The sequence below is a fragment of the Nocardia sp. NBC_01377 genome (assembly GCF_045040005.1).
Lineage (GTDB): Bacteria > Actinomycetota > Actinomycetes > Mycobacteriales > Mycobacteriaceae > Nocardia > Nocardia noduli.
In genome coordinates this window covers 144,057-161,250 of record NZ_CP109567.1, presented here as the reverse complement: position 1 = coordinate 161,250, position 17,194 = coordinate 144,057, and the positions used below count along the sequence as shown (strand labels likewise).

16 protein-coding genes are annotated in these 17,194 nt (G+C 67.9%); 9 read left to right on the top strand and 7 right to left on the bottom strand.

Annotation, left to right across the window (positions count from 1 at the left end; all coding sequences use genetic code 11):
* Window positions 1-5: 5 nt before the first annotated feature.
* The gene (locus OG225_RS41175; RefSeq protein WP_405183655.1) at window positions 6-134 is read right to left on the bottom strand and encodes a hypothetical protein; all 129 of its coding nucleotides are present in this window, start codon (window positions 132-134) and stop codon (window positions 6-8) included.
* A gap of 212 nt (window positions 135-346) precedes the next feature.
* Complete coding sequence (locus OG225_RS41170; protein WP_331758587.1) at window positions 347-592, bottom strand: hypothetical protein; 246 nt, start codon at window positions 590-592, stop codon at window positions 347-349.
* A gap of 3 nt (window positions 593-595) precedes the next feature.
* Between OG225_RS41170 and OG225_RS41165 the strand changes: the two genes are divergently transcribed.
* Both OG225_RS41165 and OG225_RS41160 read left to right on the top strand, forming a co-directional pair.
* On the top strand, window positions 596-1,216 hold the full coding sequence (locus OG225_RS41165) for a hypothetical protein (protein ID WP_331758584.1): 621 nt from the start codon (window positions 596-598) through the stop codon (window positions 1,214-1,216).
* Window positions 1,213-1,866: a hypothetical protein gene (locus OG225_RS41160; protein WP_331758582.1), complete on the top strand. Its 654-nt coding sequence runs from the start codon at window positions 1,213-1,215 to the stop codon at window positions 1,864-1,866. The genes OG225_RS41165 and OG225_RS41160 overlap by 4 nt, the downstream gene beginning before the upstream one ends.
* Before the next feature lie 18 nt (window positions 1,867-1,884).
* Here the strand turns inward: OG225_RS41160 and OG225_RS41155 are convergent, their stop codons facing one another.
* On the bottom strand, window positions 1,885-2,364 hold the full coding sequence (locus OG225_RS41155) for a hypothetical protein (protein WP_331758579.1): 480 nt from the start codon (window positions 2,362-2,364) through the stop codon (window positions 1,885-1,887).
* Between the two features lie 167 nt (window positions 2,365-2,531).
* Here OG225_RS41155 and OG225_RS41150 point away from each other — a divergent pair, with 167 nt between their 5' ends.
* The 4 genes from OG225_RS41150 (at window position 2,532) to OG225_RS41135 (ending at window position 8,619) form a co-directional block, all read left to right on the top strand.
* On the top strand, window positions 2,532-5,849 hold the full coding sequence (locus tag OG225_RS41150) for a hypothetical protein (protein WP_331758576.1): 3,318 nt from the start codon (window positions 2,532-2,534) through the stop codon (window positions 5,847-5,849).
* A gap of 52 nt (window positions 5,850-5,901) precedes the next feature.
* Complete coding sequence (locus tag OG225_RS41145) at window positions 5,902-6,612, top strand: hypothetical protein (RefSeq protein WP_331758574.1); 711 nt, start codon at window positions 5,902-5,904, stop codon at window positions 6,610-6,612.
* Between the two features lie 163 nt (window positions 6,613-6,775).
* Window positions 6,776-7,591, top strand: coding sequence for a hypothetical protein (locus tag OG225_RS41140; RefSeq protein ID WP_331758571.1), 816 nt, complete (start codon window positions 6,776-6,778; stop codon window positions 7,589-7,591).
* A 722-nt stretch (window positions 7,592-8,313) separates the two neighbouring features.
* Complete coding sequence (locus OG225_RS41135; RefSeq protein WP_405183654.1) at window positions 8,314-8,619, top strand: hypothetical protein; 306 nt, start codon at window positions 8,314-8,316, stop codon at window positions 8,617-8,619.
* Between the two features lie 468 nt (window positions 8,620-9,087).
* Here the strand turns inward: OG225_RS41135 and OG225_RS41130 are convergent, their stop codons facing one another.
* The 4 genes from OG225_RS41130 to OG225_RS41115 all read right to left on the bottom strand — a co-directional run bounded on the left by OG225_RS41130 (window position 9,088) and on the right by OG225_RS41115 (window position 15,322).
* On the bottom strand, window positions 9,088-9,513 hold the full coding sequence (locus tag OG225_RS41130) for a PPOX class F420-dependent oxidoreductase (protein WP_331758565.1): 426 nt from the start codon (window positions 9,511-9,513) through the stop codon (window positions 9,088-9,090).
* Window positions 9,514-9,997: 484 nt separating this feature from the next.
* Window positions 9,998-11,143 carry an IS701 family transposase gene (locus OG225_RS41125; protein WP_331758560.1) on the bottom strand — a complete coding sequence of 382 codons (1,146 nt, stop codon included), beginning with the start codon at window positions 11,141-11,143 and terminating at the stop codon, window positions 9,998-10,000.
* Window positions 11,144-13,495: 2,352 nt separating this feature from the next.
* Window positions 13,496-14,560: a hypothetical protein gene (locus OG225_RS41120; RefSeq protein WP_405183653.1), complete on the bottom strand. Its 1,065-nt coding sequence runs from the start codon at window positions 14,558-14,560 to the stop codon at window positions 13,496-13,498.
* Between the two features lie 69 nt (window positions 14,561-14,629).
* Entirely contained in the window at window positions 14,630-15,322 is a 693-nt protein-coding gene (locus OG225_RS41115) for a DUF6372 family protein (protein ID WP_331758552.1), read from the bottom strand.
* A gap of 101 nt (window positions 15,323-15,423) precedes the next feature.
* Here OG225_RS41115 and OG225_RS41110 point away from each other — a divergent pair, with 101 nt between their 5' ends.
* From OG225_RS41110 to OG225_RS41100, 3 genes are all read left to right on the top strand, one after another.
* On the top strand, window positions 15,424-15,789 hold the full coding sequence (locus OG225_RS41110; protein ID WP_405183652.1) for a hypothetical protein: 366 nt from the start codon (window positions 15,424-15,426) through the stop codon (window positions 15,787-15,789).
* A gap of 85 nt (window positions 15,790-15,874) precedes the next feature.
* Complete coding sequence (locus tag OG225_RS41105; RefSeq protein WP_331758549.1) at window positions 15,875-16,321, top strand: hypothetical protein; 447 nt, start codon at window positions 15,875-15,877, stop codon at window positions 16,319-16,321.
* Window positions 16,321-16,632: a hypothetical protein gene (locus OG225_RS41100; RefSeq protein WP_216917688.1), complete on the top strand. Its 312-nt coding sequence runs from the start codon at window positions 16,321-16,323 to the stop codon at window positions 16,630-16,632. Before OG225_RS41105 ends, OG225_RS41100 begins: the two co-directional genes overlap by 1 nt.
* Window positions 16,633-17,194 lie beyond the last annotated feature (562 nt).

The window sequence follows — 17,194 nt, the reverse complement described above, 5'->3', positions numbered from 1 at the left end:
TGGTTCTACTTGCTGAACTGGCTGAGGACGGTTCCGCAGTCACCGCAGATGACCTGGGTGAAAGTGGGGAAGTCGAGCTGATGGGTGGTGCGGTGCTGACAGCGTTCCGCGGACCGGACCGGGGCCGTGCTCACTGCGATGTCCTCCAGAGGGGTGACGATGTCCAAGAGAGCCCGGGTGGTGATCGGGGGCTCAATGACTGAGATGCGTTCACGCATCCGATCGGTTCGCTCCGGCGCCATGATCCGATATCGGGTCCACCCCGCACCGGTCCGCGGCACAGATCGTGTCGGACACGTGCGGTCGACGGTTGCCATCGCGCGAACCGACGAGGGCGCCAACCGCTTCACATAGAGGACAGGGATCCACCGTCCGCGCCGAAGGGGTACGGGATGAGACAGACGAGGCTCTTACTGGCGGGCGCGGGCTGGTCGTGGTGGTCGATCGCGGGTGTGTCCGCGAGCGACCGTGTCGACGGTGTGGCATGCGTGGGTGAGTCGATCACGGGAGCGGTGTCGTGGGCGTTGTCGACGTCGCGGATGTGACCGGGGTGCGGATGGGTGCCGATGTCCTGGATCGGTGGTTGGGTCATTCGATGAGCGAGGTTCCGGCGCGGTTGCACGCGGCGGTGTTCGAGCATGTTTTCGGTGCGGCGCTGCCGGTGGTGGCCAGTTACGCGGCGGGCAAGGCTCGTTATCTGCTCGAGCGCCTGGATCCGGACATGCGTGGGGATTTCGAGGATATCGCCCAGGACGTGTTGATCGGGTTGACCGAGCCGTTGCCGGTCGAGCGGATCCGGCACTGGCGCGCGGTGCTGGTGCAGGAGTTGCGGTGGCGGATCCTGCACCAGCGCCGCGCGCGCCTGGCCGCCAAACGCCATCCCGGCCATCGGGTGGGCTGGGAGGAGGTCGGTGACGCCGACACCCCTGCGGTGGCCGATATCGGCGTCGCGGTGGTGGGCCGCGCGGTCATCGTCGCGGCGCTCGGCGCGGTCGCCGATCACCAGACACGCGCGGTGTTGGAGGCGACGTTCGTGATCGCCGCGGACGGTTCCTATTGCGATGTCCGCACCACCGCCGAAGCCGCCACGATCCTGGGAGTCAGCCGCGAGAAGGTCAAACGCCTGCGCGCGGTGGGGACCAGGGAACTGCGACAGGTGTTGGGTGAATCGCTCGACAGCGATGCGGAATTTGACATCGAGGAGGCACAGCGATGAGACACGACCGCGTGGCAGCAGGTGTGTGGTTGCCCGTCGACGACGCCGAGGTGCTGCTGGCGTTGCTCGAGGAATCCGAACCGGTCGATGTCGATGACGTCGGCGCTCGCCTGGCGCGGCGGGTCGCCACACGATGGGCTCGGCAGTCGGGTGCGGTGTCGCGGGCCGAGGGTTCCGCGGTGCTGCGGATACCGGGTTGGGCGGTGCAGGTCCGTGCTGCGGCGTCGAAGGACAACCCTGTGGTGCAGGCCAGGACCGACCGGGAGGTGGGGGTGGAGTTCACCCGCACGGTGAGCGCCGGGCAGGCGACACGGTTGACGGTGCGTTCGTTCGCCGGATGGGCGGTACCCGGTGATGTGGTGCGGGTGGCCGTCGATGACGACGCGAACGGTTGTGAGGTGTTGGTGGTGTTGTATCGTGACGAACACGACAACGTGGCCGGGCAGGTGGTCACCGGGTCGATCGGTATGACCCATGATCTGCGGATCTCGGTGTTCGCCGCCGAGGGCCTCGAGGCCGGTCAGGCGCGGATGGTGACCGAGGCGGTGCGGGGGTCGGCGACCGCGGGACGCAACGCCTGGCGGCGGGTCGCGAAGGGACTGCCCGAGGGGGATCCGGTCCGGGCCGCGATCCTCGCCGGACTCGGATAGGGGGGACGGGTCGGTGTGTCAGATGGGGCAGGCGGTGGAGGTCACCATGAACGAGTAGGCGATCTGGCAGTACCATTGCCTCTCGATCTTCCAAGTGCCGTCCACGGCAACGAAATTGACGATGATCGGCAGGGGTTGGGAATTGTTGATCGTCCAGGTGCCGTGGGCGACCATGCCCGGCGCTTCGGTCCTGGTGTCGGTGATCGTGATCGTCATGGTGGTGCCGCCCTGGCGGGTGGCCTCGGCCATCCGGTTGGGCAGGCCGGGATCGAGTTCGCCGTGCTCGACCTTGCCGACCTTCTCGGTGTTCGGGACCGCGGGATCGATCATCATCGCCAGCAGTCCGGTCACCTCCTCGGGCCCCGGAACAGCCGACGTCACACCGGTCGTGGTTGCGGTCGAGGTGTCGGTGGTCGCGGATTCCGACGGTTGTGTCGGGGCCGAGCATCCGGTCACCGCCCACAACGCCAGGCCGGCCAGCGCCGCGGGTACGGCCATCGTGTGGGGATGTCGGAGAAGGAGTCGTCTCACCTGGGTCCTCGATGCGCGCGCGGTCACGGACCACACGCCGCACCCGGCGGCGCCGGAAACCTCGGTGGCGCTGTCGATTCGGTACGGACTCGTGGCGGGGTCGAGGATAGCGCGTCGAGCGCGGGGGTGCTGAGATGACCGCCGGCGGTGATGATCTCGTACTCGAGGAGCTGACCGGGGCAGCTCAAGCGTGGTTGGGGCGGTGCGTGGCCGCGGTCGCCGCCGGACCGGATGCCACCGCCGTGCTGCTCGAGCCCGGACCCGAGACGTTGGTGTTGGCGCGCCAGTCCCTGGCCCGGTGGAAGAACATCGAGAGCGATGATCAACTGCTCGAGGAAGAGACCGACGATCCCGGGGAGGTCGCCGACGGGCGGCGGGTGTCGGCGGACCTGTCCGCGGCGCGGGCGATCGCCGTCCTGGCCGGCGCGCTCACCGGCATCGTCGATGTCGAACAGGGCGCGCGGGTCTTCCTCGACCACGCCGAAGCGGCCGGGTTGCGTTCGGCCGGAACACAACTGCTGCCGGCGGGAACCCCGCTGACCGGCCACACCGCGCCGCTGCGCGACCTGATCCTGCACCTGCTGGGCCTGGGCGGGCGAGCCGGCCGTGGCTACGCCATCATGGCTGCCCTCGAACTCGCCGGACTGCGTCCGCCCACCGTGCGCTGCACCCGTATCCGTGTGCTGTTCGTCAACCACCTCGGTGTCGGGGAGGTCGGCACCCTGTGGCTGCGACAACTACGAGACGGTCCCAGCGGCCTGCATCCCGACCCGGCCCGCATGGGGTTCCTGCACGCCGACACCGTGTTCGTCGACTCGGTCCGCCACGCCTGGTCGATCAGCAGACTCGCCGACACCGACGCCTGCGTGCTGTGGTCGGTGACCCTGGACGGCAACGCCCCGGCCAACGACATCGACGGCGCGTCGATGACCGCGGCCTTCGCCGTCGCCCTCGACGACCTCGCTCCCCGACACCGCCTGCTGCGCCCCCTGCGCCCTCGACGGCTGGACCCGATGTGCGCGATCACCGCCGGACTGACCGGTGCCACCCTGACCCCCGTTCACGGGTACCGGGCGAAACTCGCCGCCGCTCAACAGCATTCCCTGCGTGTCATCGTCGCCTCCGACGCCCACGCCACCGCCCGAGAGCAGGCGCCCCAGGAATACGGCGACCACATCCACGACGCACACGACGTGACCGAAGCCGTCGCCCGTGCCCGCACCCGCTTCAACCCGGCCCCCTGGACGGTGACGGTCGTGGCGATGCTCACCGTCCTGGTGACCGTCCTCTCGATCACCCACGTGATCGGTCAACGCCTCGACGACGTCGCGGCCCGTGTCGAGTCGACGTCGCGACTGTATGCCAACATCGCCCGCACCAGCGCCGCCGCCGATCCCGCACTGGCCCAACAGATCGCCCTGGCCGCCTACCGCCTCGCCCCCACCCCCGACGCCCGCTCGGCCCTGCTCGAAACCAGCGCGGGGGCGCCGCTCAGAATCACCCCCGCCACCGGCTTCGGCCCGGTCTCCCTCGACGACGCGCCCCGCCTCGCGGCGACCCCCGACGGGAGGTTCCTCGCCGTCGGCGGCCACGACGGCCTCGTCCACCTGGTGAGTGTCGCCGACGGCGCGATCCGACGCCTGCCCCCGATACGCACCGACAGTGGCACGATCCGCGCGCTGGCCCTGAGCGCCGACCGGCGGTGGCTCGTCGTCGCCGGCGACCGAGAATCCGCACTCTGGGACCTCGCCGCCACACCCCGACGCGCGGCGACCCTGCCCGCGGATCGGCGACCACCGTGGAGCGTCGCGATCAGCCCCGACACGCGAATGATTGCCCTGGGCACCCGCGACGGCCACATCTTCACCTGGACCCGCACCGACACCGATACCGACAGCCTCATCCCTGCTTTCCCGACGCTGACCGTCGCGGCGGGACAACGCACGAGCGTGGCCCTGTCCGACCGCGCCCTGGCCGCCGCGGTGCCCTCGGCCCTGACCGGCACCTGGACCACGACCCTGCGAACCTGGGACACCACCACCCTCGACCCCGCCCCGGTCACCGACCTGAGGGTCGAACGTCCCGACGGAGCACAGGCCCGCACCCTGCAATTCGACACCGCCGGAACCGTTCTCGCCCTCGGCCTCAACCCCGGCGCGATCCTGCGCTGGCGACTCACCCCCACCGCCACGATGGACCCGCTACCCGGGCTGGACAGACCCGGCGCCGACTTCCTCGACATCTCCCTCGACGGCGACGCCCGCCGCGCCGCGATCGTCGGCGCCGACTCCACGGTGCGCGTCGTCGATCTCGACACCGGGGCCACCACCACGACCGTGCGAGTCGCGACACCGGCACGAGCACTCATCACTGGAGCGGCCCTGCTCACCAGTAGCCTCGACCGATCCATCCAGTTACACCGCCCCTGGGCGGCGCTCACCCCCACCACGCCGCTGACCCTCTACCGCTTCCCCCACCGACACACCCCACCCCCGGGCCTCGACGTCCCCGCACTGCCCCTGCCACGTGCCGGCCTCGCCGCGCCCGAACCGACCACCGGAGACCCCGAAGGGTTCATCGACGTCGTCGCGACCTCACCGGACAACCGCCGAGCCGCCACCCGCACCGCGCATGCCATCCAACTGTGGGACACCACCGACCCCACCCTCGCGCGCCCGCTCGGCCCACCGCTGCCCTCGGCGGGTGTCGACGTCGCGGCCATCGTGTTCGCTTCCGACAACACCTTGGCCATCGGGCGTGGACTCACCTCCACCGTCGAACTCTGGGACGCCACCGGCCCCGGCGAACCGGTACAACGGGCGACCCTGCGCTTCGGGCGCGGATATCCCACCAGCCTCGCCTACAGCCCTGACGGCCACACCCTGGCCGTGGGTAGCTACCTCACCGGCGTCGTGCGCGTCTACGACCTGCGAACCAGCTCTAGCGCACCCCCGAGCATCGACCTGCCCCCGATCGACGCCCGCGGCGAAACCATGACCCTGGCCCTGAACCCCGAAGCCATCCTCGCCGTCGGAGTACGCGCGGGCCTGCACGTCTACGACACCACCGCCCGCCCCGCCGCCCGCGAAATCGCGCTCCCAGGAGGCGGACTCGATGCCGTCAACGCTGTGGCCTTCGACGACTCCGGTACCCGCCTGGCTGCCTCGACCACCACCAGCCTGCACCTGTGGGACCTCACCGACCCCGATCACCCTTCGAGCTACGCCACTCTCGCGCGCGCACCGATCCACTGGAAACCCGCCATGCTGTCCTTCGACTCCACCGGACAGACACTCACCGAATCCGCCACCGACGCGACACTGCGCCACTGGAACACCGACGCCCAAACCCTGGCCAGCCGGATCTGCGCCAACGGCGCCACACCCATCACCCCCGACGAATGGCGCCGCGCACTACCCGGCACCACCCCCGTCGACACCTGCCCCCCGTAGGCTCCACGTGGTTCGCACGGGACGTGTCGTCCAGACGAAGGACTCCGCTCGAATGCCGACGACCGATGCGATGTCCGCTCGTGCCCTCGCCCGCGGTCACCTCGGCACGGTGACCGCGCCGGCCGCGAACCGCTCGACGTCCGGAGGAGGCGATGACGGCGTCGATATCCGTGCGGCAGCAACTGACAGTGCGATGAGGCACAGGATCGGCGCTCAACCACTACTCACGCTGAGGGCTACCGGCGACGAACACCGTTGCCCGGTCCAGGTCATGCGCCGCTGGACCGCGGTCCTGATCCACCTCCCGCACGGCAGCGCGCCCGTGCTACTCGAACACCACCTCACCCGCGATGCACCCACCCATCAAGCAGCCCTGCACCCCGACCACCGCGACTTCCCGGTCCTGACCGGATTCGATTGGCGTGGAACACCTCTCGCGCTACCTGGCCGCCTCGCCGCCTTAACCCCCGGCCACCTCGCTAGCCTCGCCGCCGCCCACCACCGCGGCCACGCACCCACCAGACGCCGCCCGAAGCCACCAGTTGCCGCGAAGCCCCAAACAGCCGATCTCGAACCCGACATTCAACTCGACCCCGGATACTACGAACGCGGCATCGCCGCACGCCACCGCGCTCATGCCCTTGACGCCGACCTCGATGAGCTCTTCGCCCGCCTCGACCGCGAAACCGACGAACTACTTGCACGCAGCGCAGATCTCGACTACCCACACCAGCCAAGCGGACAATCCATTCCGCCGGATTGACTACAGCGTCCCTGGCGCGGAGCGTGCCGATCGGTCTAACCTCGATTGGGCGGCGAGTTCGGCATAGGCGCTGACGGCGGTGAAGTACAGACCGAGGGCTGGCAGGGCGAGGCCGCGCGAAACTCGGAGGACTGCCACGTATGCGCGGCTTAAAATCACGGCCATGGCCACCGACATCATCGACTACCAGAAGATCATCCGGGACACCTTCGACCATCTCGACCGGTGGCGCAAGGCCGCATCCCCGTTCGTGCCCGGCTCGGGCAGTGAATTGCGTGGCGATGACCTCGACTGGCCGTGGGAGCCGTTGTCGGAGACCGCGCGCCGCGGTTTGGCTGTCGCGACCGACCACCTGCAGGCGGTCCGGGTCCACCTGGAGCCCGAAGCGGGATTGCCCAATCTGTTCCCTTACGCCCAGTCCACGCTGTGCCGGACCGCGTTGTTGGGCGCCGCGCAGGCGGTGTGGCTGCTCGCGCCCGCCGCCAAGGACGATCGTCTGCGCCGCCACCACATGTTGATCCAGGACCTGATTCGCTGGCACCATCAGTACCTGAGGGAGTTGCTCAAGCATCCGGAGGGCGACGAGGAGCTACGCGCGAACACCGAAGCGGTATTCGCGCTGGTGAACACACGCAAGCAGGAGATTGAGGCCAAGCGGGCAGCGCTCGGCGAGACGGGCAAGTTTGCCAATACCGCCATGGTCAGGGAGGCCGCCCGCGATGTCTTTGGTGCACGGCCCAACGGTGAGGAACTCGTGCTGAGCGCCGTGTCCGAGTGGCGGGCAGGATCCGGTGCAGCGCATGGCTTCAGCTGGCAGGCATTCGGCGGGCCCGGAATGGACCAGGCAGGTTCCGCCGACGGCAACGGGATCTCCACCTTCACCCTCGGAGGGACCTACGCTTCGCTGGCAAACCCCTATATGACGGCCTTCCACATGTGCGCCCAGGGATGGCGGCTGTTGCGCGAGCGAGGCAGGTAGCTCGTTCTCGGATATATCGCCGGAGCGCATGGCCTTGGAAGCGTTCGACATTCGATGCCACAGTGACGAATTAGCCCCTCTCTCCGACCTCGACAAGCGCCATGCCCATGGCGGTTAGTTCGTCGCCTCGTGTCCAAACTTGCACATGACGCACCAAATGCATTTCGGATGCCCATCCGAACCTTGGCACTTCTGTATAATGGGCATCAATCGCAGGTGCAGTGCGTTTGCCGGTCTACGCACAGACCCGCCCGCTTAGGTAACACTGAGCGAGTAGGTCACGTATCTGCCCACACCGAGATAGAGCGTTGGTGCTTCGCAGGCAACATTCGGGATGGGCCATCCCAAACAAGTTCCGCCGTACCGGAGGACGGACCTTGGTTCACCAGTCATGGACTGGTCGAGCTGAGGACCGTCCACTTTCCCTCACTCGACCTGGAGGGAAAGGAACGGACGAGGATGAATCGCCGTGAAACGCTACGTATTTCCGCAGGTGCCCTAACTGTATTTCATCCGTCTGTCGAGGTGATCGGGCCCGACGGACTCCATCGGTTACTGACCGCCGCCGTGATGGTGAGGACACCATCGTGACCTCCGGCCAGCCGAACGATCAGCATCCGCCTGGTACTCGACCGATCGCGCCCCGTGTATCGCGCGCACCGAAAGACGTGCTGGATTCTGTAGATCGCCAACTGACGCGAGCTACCGCCGATGATCCCACTATGGATCGCTATCTCGAGCTGCTGGGTTTCGTTCGATCAACGATCCTGATAGCTGCGGCGCTAGCGCTCATCGGGTGCTTGGCGGTCGGGGTGGGGCTAGGAACGGCCATCTATGTCGCCGGGATGACACCGCGCGCGGCAGCGGGGCTCGGCACGATCGGTGCCGTGACCACGACATGTATCGCACTGTATCGGGGCCGCTTGCTCTTCAAACGCCTACCAGCGCTGATCCCAACCGGTTCCACTGCGCCCCCCGAGCTCAACGCTTCCCCGGAAGGCGAACCCACAGACCAGCAGCCGCAGTAGTCGCCAAAACCCCGGCTATGGTGGTGAGCACAGCACCAACGCTACCGCGCCCGAACAAGAGCCCACCGGCAAGTGCTCCGATAGTCAGCCCCAGCCCGGCACTGACGATCCCCAAGGTGAGCAGCAGTAGCGCCACCCGGGCAGGGATCTGACGAAGCGAATTCCGCACTCTCAAACACTACGTCGCCGAGCGGTCCGACCACCATCAGACCGTGGGAGACTGGCTATCTGTCGAGGCGGCACCCCTGCATCTCGCCCCGTCCCACAGCGGACGGGGCCGCGCGAGGCGGTGCCCACGACCCAGAAGGCCACGCCCGTGCCCGAAGAGCTGAACCTACCCGCGCTGCCCCCGCGACGACTGAGGGCGGGCACCCGCCCGCCGTCAACCACATTCAATACACTGCCTAGCCGCGCCGCTGTCGGCGCACAGCGTGCCGGACCGGGGCCCCGCGGATCCAGGGCTTCCGGTTATGGCGCGGAATCAGCCGCGTTGCGAACATGGACGGTGAGCTGATCCGGTGCACGGTCGTCATCGATGCCGAAGCTGATGATGCGTTCCGGATGAATGCGAATAATGTCTCCGCCGCGCCGGTCGCCTGGCGAGGCGGGCACGGTGATCGCCTCGGCGTGCCCGCGGATCTCGACGCACCGCACCCGCCACGGATCGATCGAGGTGAGGTCGTCGACGACGAAGGCCACCCGTCCATTGGCCACGATATTGCGATATTTCCGGCTGGCGGCCATGTTCATCCCGGCGATATCGAAGCGGCCGGTATCCGGGTCGAATCGGTAACAGACCGGACTGACCTGCAGGGTGCCCGAAGGCTGCACGGTGGCGAGGCGGCCGATACGCTGAGCGGACAGATAGGCGATCTCGGCCTGAGTGAACGGCATGATAACTCCATGAGTGGTGATGGGCATAGGAATACCAGTCGCCAGCTCCTCCCTGGTTCGACCAGGGCCTCGCGTCCATCTGCGACGTCGTTCTCGGACACGGGATATGGAGTTACGGTCGGAATCGTAACCCGAACCGGGCTCGGCGGCAAAAACTGGCCGCCTGTGACTCCCCCCGGGTCACCGGACCGGATCGCCCGCCAACCTAGTCCGGTCTGCGCTGAATTCCCTTGTCGGGGTGTCTATTCCGCTGGCAACGAACGCCGTGCAGGGTTACCCGGACCTCACCACCTTCAAAACACGGCCTAGTACTGCAACTGCACTCAGGTGAGTGGGTGGCCTCGGCGTCGGTAGTGCGATAGTCGGGCTTGATGTTGTCGGCGTCGTCGCCAGCGTGACCAGGCCCAGATGTGGCCGGCCCCATGGCGTGGGGTGAGCACGAATGCGATGAGCAAACGGCGGATCTCCGGTAGCGTGAAAGCGATCATGCCTTCGTCGCCGTCGTCGAGTCCCCCTTTGCCACAATGGTTCTCGTGGCGGCCAGCCAGGCCAGGGCGAGCATCGACAAGGTGACGTGGGCATACCAGGCCCGCCATTTGCGGACCTGGTAATGGTCGAGCCCGGCCTCGCCTTTGGCCTGCTGAAATGCCTCTTCCACATGCCATCTCGACCCCGCGGTCCAGGCCAGATCGACCAGTCTGGTGGCGGCCGGGCCATAGCAGAGGTAGTAGGCGATCTCGAGTTCTCCTTTGCTGTTCGGAGTCAACGCCCGCCGGGCCAGTAGCCAGTGCCCGCGTCCGGTTTTCCAGGTGCCATCGATCTGGCGGCGCGCCCAGTCGTATTCGCGCGGCCCGTGCGCGCCGGCACCGACCGAAAGCCGCTGCCAGGTGCGCTCACCGAACTCCGCGACCAGATCATCAGCGCGGGCGACACGGTCGGCGCGGGTGCTCACCCGCTGGTCGCAGCGGGTGGCCATCACGTAGAACACGTCGTGGTCTTCACACCAATCGCGCAGGTAACCGGCCTGGCCGTAGGCTTCATCAGCGGTGAACCACGCAAACGGCACCTCCGCCACCAGCGCGCGTTCGAGCATGGCGATCATCTGCCGAGGCTTGGTCGCGAACTCGACATCCTCGGGCATCCCCGCGTCACGACAACGCGCCCGATCGGCGGTCCAGGACTCGGGAACATAGAGTTCCCGGTCGATCAACGCGTGCCCGTGGCGAGACGCATACGCCAGGAACACCCCGATCTGGCAGTTCTCGGTCCGTCCGGCGGTGCCGGAGTACTGGCGTTGCACGCCTGCGGATTTGAGGCCCTTCTTCAGGAAACCGGTCTCATCACCAGCCAGCACCGCAGCGGGATCACCGAGGTGCTCGACCACGTAGTCACGCACATCATCACGTACCCCATCGACGTCCCAATCGGCAGCACGCAACAGCCGCTGCATCCCGTCCGGAGTGCTTTCACCAGCGCGTTCAGCCAGCGTCCACCCATTCTTGCGTTCCAGACCCGCGGTCAGTCCCGACACATACTCGCCCGCCCGCCCTCGCGGCTCAGCGCGGGTGAACCGTCCCTCGATCCTTTTCATCAACGAATCCAGCTCGGCCACAGCATGATCCAACACCACCCGACAGGTCTACCAGCAATCAACCAGGCGAGTGCAGTTGCAGTACTAGGCCATCCGCGCTGAGCAAGCCGCAGGCGAGTGGGTGCCCCCCACCGGGTGAGCAGCACGCTACTTGTGCCGGCACCTTTCCGCCGGATCGTCGGCCGCAGCGGTCGACGGCGGTTCGAGCGAGCTGGCGCGCGTCGAATGGGAACTCGAGATCGAAGTCGACGGCGACAGGACAGAAATCGAGATCGAGATCGGAAATGGGGTCGGGTGGCGATTCGATCGAAATCGTCGTCGCCGACCACCGGCTGGGTCAACCGGCCGATCACGAACTCATCGATCCACGTCTGCAACGCGGCCTTACTGCCGGCTGCCGCCAAAGACACCAAGAAGGAATCCAGCGACCGCCGGTGACGCTCCGCCCGATCGAGTGCGCCCCATTCCCGGTCCGGTGTCGCCAGCACCGCCCGCGGATCCACCCATTGCAGGCATTCCGATACTGCCTCCCAGTCGGGGCCATGGTGGCAGCGCACCGCGGCACCACCGTGGAATACCGCCACCGGCTTGACCTGCGGAGCCGCCCGGTTCGCGGCCTCGGTGTGCTCGGCCAACCGGGAACGACGCAGCACAGGGTCAGTTGGTATCCGGGACCGCAACTGCGACAACACCTCTCGCAGCGCCTCGCGTTGTGGTGCGTCGGCGGCCGCGCGCAGTCGCTGATCCCATTGTGCGGAGCCGTCGTCGAGACTGCATGCCCGAACGCGATCCAGCCTTTCGACGGCTGTCGTCGAAACTTCAGGACCCGCCAACTGGCTTTCGGTGGTGCCGTAGCGACGCAGGACTACCGACATCTGCGCAATCGTCGGTGCCCATCCCCGCACGAACCGGCCGTCGTCCAAGTGCGCCCGAACACGCCGCGCTCGTCCCGTCTGACCACCATGTTTCCCCCTGCTATCGACTTCGAGCGATTTGTGCGCCGAGTATCGTCCACGCCACCGACAGGACCATCCGAGAATCGAGAAGCCCACGGTCCCAATCGATTTACCTGCACGACTCATGGGTTCATCGATCCGTAGTGGGCCGCAGGAACCGGCAGTTGGTGGTCAACAATCCGTCGCCGCGTCTGGGCGCGGTGCGCCCACGCTGTCACCGCCCCTCCGTCCGGGTCCAGGGGTCGCATCCGCCCTGTGTCTATCACGTGACGTTTCAACGGGTAGGTCTTTGGTCGTGGGATCTCCGTGATGGATCGCCCCCGAGGCTCGGACGCATTCGCCGATTTCGCCGCCTATAACGTCGTCCTGCCCGGACGACGACCGTTGGTTTCGCGGTGGATTCGGAGCGCGACTCGTCCGCGCAAGCGTATTGGAATCGAGGATTGACTCACTGCCGCGTTTCAGTGGTGGCGGTTCGTGGTGGATCGGTGCCCAATTTTTTGTGTGTTTCCGTGTGCGATTTGTGTTGCCGAATTAGATACGCAATTTTCTGTGCCATTTTGGATACCTCCTTTGTGGCATAGGAGATTGGTCTTGTTGTAAGATTCATAAAACGTCGCGGTGACGGTCCTATAATCGTTAACGAACATTCCTAGCGGATCGGTGGTGTCGTGGCAATTCGGCTGGAACAGCGTGGTGACGTTACGGCGACAGGCTATTGCAACCAGAAAGGCCCCGTATTGCTGTACACAGCGACACGGGGCCAGCGTGACCGCAGCATGACCGGCTGCGGACGGGCGGTTCGTAGCTATCGCCAGGAGTGCGGCAGTGTCGCGAGAACTGCGGCGGCACCGTACGCCATCCCCACTGCCAGCAGCATAAATGCCGAAGGAGCTGGGGCGATGCCGAGATTGTCGCAGATCTGCGCGCACTGGGCCGCCCCGGCGAACAGAGTGAGCCCGGCCGAGAGCGGGTCCTGTGGTGCTGGCCGTGCGGGGTCGTAATTGTTGGTCATGTGGGCGGTAACCCTTTCATGATTCGATGTGCAGACAGTGGGATATGCGAAGGCCCCCTTTCGCAAGAATGTGCACAACCAGAGCTGTGCCATTCAAGTAGGGGGACTCCGCATCCATTCTTTGGTCGATAGCCGACCTCGATACTAGCCGATAAAATGGCGTGGAGTAAACGGTGTCAGCACTGTCCACGCTACGGACGGAGAAGCCCGATCCTTTTGTCTCATTTACCTGCACATCAGCGATCCGAACAATCGCAGAAGAATGTTTCTCCCTGCGGCGGGATTCCCCGGTGATGGCGGCAACGACTGGTTGTGGCCGCCACATCGGCGTCGGCGTGAGCACGCCGATGTAGGTGCCGCAGCAGGCGGCGTCGAGCCGGACCCGCCAGACCGTACTGATGGCAGGTCGGGTCGGTCTCGCTATCCGCGCGAGCGTGCCTTCTCGAGTTCTGCGCGGTCCAGGACGGTCCCGATAGGCCAGTCCATGGACAGCAACTGTTCCAGCCCTGGTCCGCCGCCATCCCATTGGTCGACGGCAGGGGCGGTGATGTCGTCGAGAAGTCGAGAGACGAGCAGGGCCAAGGCGTTGGTGACCGCGCTCTCGAATCCCCAGCTGATCATGTGGGTGTCGCGGTGCGGTGCCAAATGTACGGTGCCGTCGGCGAGGCGGATCCACAGCGGGTAGCCGAGCACGAGCTCGGCCAGAGGACTGGTGACGGGGAGTCGATGCGCCGACGCGGCCACGAGCTGGCCCGAGGACAGTCGGATCGCGGGGGTGTCGGTGATCGGGTCGATCAGGTGCTCGGTGATCTCGGGCGGGGGCTCGGAGCCGGGGCGGGTATAGATGGCGCGGGTGTAGAGGACCTCGAATCCCGCGCAGCGATGCGAGGGTCGCAGGCGCGCGGCCCATTCGTCGGCGAACGGTTCGGTGGGGTCGAGGAATTCGGCGCTGCTGTAGGGCAGGTCGCGGGTGGGGCCGCAGGCCACGACCGCGGCCATCACTCGGTGGGCGATGTCGCTGGTGTGTCCGGCTATCGACAGCCACCCGTCGCGGCGTACGACCTCGGGTGGGGTCGTGGGTTGGGGGACCGGCACGGCGGTCACGGGCACCTCGGTCCACGCTTCGATGTCCGGGTTGTCGGTGATCCTGGCGACCGCGCGCGCGGCCTCGTCGCTCGCGCGGTGGCGTGCGGCCGCGACGGCGGCGATCGCTACGGTGTGCCCGCTGCTCCCGGGCGGCAGGATCGCGGCAAGATTCGACAGCAGAGCCGGATCGGGCCGCACGGCGAGCTCGGCTATCGGGGTGGGCGCGTCGCCGGGCTGCCACCGCAGTATCGCTGCCCGCTGACGTAGTTCGACCGGCCAGTACGGGGCGCGCCCGCCCAGCACCAGCGCGAGATCGGCCCAGTCCGTCTGATCGTCGGGCACTCGAGCGCCGCTCTGGTCGCGGATCTGAAGCGACGGCCCCGGCCGCGTGGAAGTCATTGCCGGCGAGGGTGCTGCCAGCGGTGAGCAACGCCCGCAGGTCGTCGGTGGAAGCGGTCGCGAGGTTGGTCATCGAGGATCTCCTGGGTCGATCGGCGTGCGGGGGCGGGTGGTCGTGTCGGTGAGGCCGAGCGCGAGTGTCAGCGCGTCGGCGACGGGTCGGCGGTGGCGGGGATCGAGGTCGGACAGGACATCGGCGAGGTCCACCGGTTCCCCGCAGGCCAGGCTCAGCGCGAGCGCGAGCACGCACTCCTGGCTGAGGTCGAGGGTGAGGTGCTCGGGATCGTCGGCCAGCGCCGACCACTGCACCCGAACGACGCGCTCACGGTTTCCGGTGTCGTCGGCGTCGAGGTCGTCGACGACGTGGCGGCGGACACCGAGGTGTCCGAGCAGTCCGGTGTCGGCCAGCAGCGCGACCGCCGCGGCCTCGCACCGGGTGCCGCGGCGGGTGATGGTGGCGTCGAGGGCTTCGCGCAGGATCGAGGCCGGGGTGTCGGGGACGGCCAGCAGGTGATAGCACCAGGCGCAGACCGGCAGCGGTCCGTCGGCGCCGGGCACCCGGGGCGCGTCGGCGGGGTCGTCGGTGACCTCGAGGGTGATGAGCAGCCCGGGTTCCGCGGCGTTCAGGCAGCCGCCGGTGCCGACACCGCGGTGATAGATCCCGCACAGGCAGCGGCAACCGCCGCGGGCATGCTGGGTCCACGCCATCGCGACCGGGACCCGCACGGCCAGGATCGGCGCGGGCACCGCGTCGCCGGTCATCCCGCCTCGCCGCCGAACAGCCGTCGCCGGGCCGCTCGCACGACCGGCAGCCGGGCGCGATCGGTCTGCTCGATTTCGCGGGTTTGCTGGACCGTTCGCGGGTGCGCGCTCACATCGAGGTCGGGGACCTCGCCGAGGACGACGACACCGGCGAGGTCGTCACAGCCCGGATCGACTGGGCGGGCCTGGCGCACGCCGACGATCTCGGGCCGCTGAGCAGCACGGAATACCGGCTGCTTCGCCTGGCGGTCAGCATCGCCCGCGGCGGTATCGGCGTCGAATTGAACGAGGCGCTGCGGGATCTGGGTGACGCGCACTCGCGCGCGGTCCTGCACGCGGTGGCGGTGGCGTTGGGCCTCGGCGAAGACGTCGAGATCACCGACTCCGCTGCCTACATCGCGCGCAAGCAACGCCACGACGACAGGCTCGCCGCGCTGCTGGGCGAGCGCGCAACGGAACTGTCATGAGCTTGGACGACCTGCTGCCCGTCCCGACCGAGGGCGACCGCCGCCGGTGATCATCGGCCCCGAACCTGTTGAAAGACAACACCATATGTCCCGCGCTACCGCACTCGATGGTGAAGGCGTCGTCTCGACCGTGTGGGGGCTCGACGCCCCCCACACGGTCGAGGAACTCGGCGAAGCCATGCTCGCGCTGCAGCACCTGATCCGCTGGAGCAACCACGCCACTCTCAACGCACCCCGCACAGTCCTGCCCGACGCCGAGAACGTCGCGACCGTCACCCGGCGTCTCGGCGACGCCCTAGGCGGGCTGCCGCAACTACTCGACCAACTCGCCGGGCGCTGCGACGGGATGGCCGAGGACCCTGCGCTGCGCGCCGCGCAATGGAACGGCCCGGACGACCCGCGCCGGGCCGCGAGTTCCGCGGCCGCGGAACTGCGCGCGGTGAGCGCTGTCGCCGGGGCGCTACGCGAACGGATCCAGCGCGCCGCTTCGGCGATGACGACTATCTATCTCGACGACGAGGACGGTCGCTGATGAGCCTGCCCACCCAGCAAGAGATCTTCACCAACGCTCTGCGCCACCTCGACCTCGCCCGCGCCGCGCTGGCCGAGTCGCGCGACTGGCTGGCCTCGGACTGGGCCGGGGTCGAGACCGGGCTGAGCCTGCCTCGCGAGGTCGGCGAGCAGCGCACCCGCGTACGCACGGCGATCTCCGCCGCCAAGAACGAAGTCGACGACGCCAGACACGCCCTGCACGAAGCGCTGCGTCACTACGCCCCGCCCGAACACGGTCGCGTCCTCGAAGACCCGCGCGCCGAGATCGCCGACGACCGGGGCACGCGGTGAGGCTCGGCAATCCCACCGCGCACACCCCCGTCGACCAGGACCGTGACACCGAGCCGATCACGGCCGTCGCCCCGGCGGCCGCCGCAGCGCGGGCCGAGCCATCGCCGATGAGCGGCCGGGCACGGCTGCGGGCGGCCGCGGCCCATGACGATCACCCCGAGCTGGTGCGCGCCGCCGCCCCGCTACAGCGCGGCCCCGACCCCGCCCAACACCACCCGCACCTACGACTCCGCGTGGCGGGCGTTCGAGACCTGGTGCGAGCGGCACCGGGTCGACCGCGCTCCCGGCCACCCCGCGCACGTCGACCGCACTCCCGGCCACCCGCGCCGACGACGGGGTCGCCGCCTCCCCCTCGCTGTGAGGGTGGCCGCGATCGCGGCGCGCCACAGCCGCGTCGGGCACCCCGGCCCGACGCTGGACAGCGGCGTGAGCGCCGTCCTCGACGGGGTCCGCGCGCTCGCCACCCGGGCCGGGCGCACCGGCGCCGCTCCGCCCGCGTCGATCTGGGATTGTGAGAACAGAAGTAGAGCCTTGCATCCACTGCGCCTACCTATAACTCGCA

Coding starts and splice junctions, on each gene's coding strand:
- OG225_RS41170 (WP_331758587.1), bottom strand. CDS start 592: ATGACCCAACCACCGATCCAGGACATCGGCACCCATCCGCACCCCGGT.
- OG225_RS41165 (WP_331758584.1), top strand. CDS start 596: ATGAGCGAGGTTCCGGCGCGGTTGCACGCGGCGGTGTTCGAGCATGTT.
- OG225_RS41160 (WP_331758582.1), top strand. CDS start 1,213: ATGAGACACGACCGCGTGGCAGCAGGTGTGTGGTTGCCCGTCGACGAC.
- OG225_RS41155 (WP_331758579.1), bottom strand. CDS start 2,364: ATGGCCGTACCCGCGGCGCTGGCCGGCCTGGCGTTGTGGGCGGTGACC.
- OG225_RS41150 (WP_331758576.1), top strand. CDS start 2,532: ATGACCGCCGGCGGTGATGATCTCGTACTCGAGGAGCTGACCGGGGCA.
- OG225_RS41145 (WP_331758574.1), top strand. CDS start 5,902: ATGCCGACGACCGATGCGATGTCCGCTCGTGCCCTCGCCCGCGGTCAC.
- OG225_RS41140 (WP_331758571.1), top strand. CDS start 6,776: ATGGCCACCGACATCATCGACTACCAGAAGATCATCCGGGACACCTTC.
- OG225_RS41135 (WP_405183654.1), top strand. CDS start 8,314: ATGGATCGCTATCTCGAGCTGCTGGGTTTCGTTCGATCAACGATCCTG.
- OG225_RS41130 (WP_331758565.1), bottom strand. CDS start 9,513: ATGCCGTTCACTCAGGCCGAGATCGCCTATCTGTCCGCTCAGCGTATC.
- OG225_RS41120 (WP_405183653.1), bottom strand. CDS start 14,560: ATGACTTCCACGCGGCCGGGGCCGTCGCTTCAGATCCGCGACCAGAGC.
- OG225_RS41115 (WP_331758552.1), bottom strand. CDS start 15,322: ATGACCGGCGACGCGGTGCCCGCGCCGATCCTGGCCGTGCGGGTCCCG.
- OG225_RS41105 (WP_331758549.1), top strand. CDS start 15,875: ATGTCCCGCGCTACCGCACTCGATGGTGAAGGCGTCGTCTCGACCGTG.
- OG225_RS41100 (WP_216917688.1), top strand. CDS start 16,321: ATGAGCCTGCCCACCCAGCAAGAGATCTTCACCAACGCTCTGCGCCAC.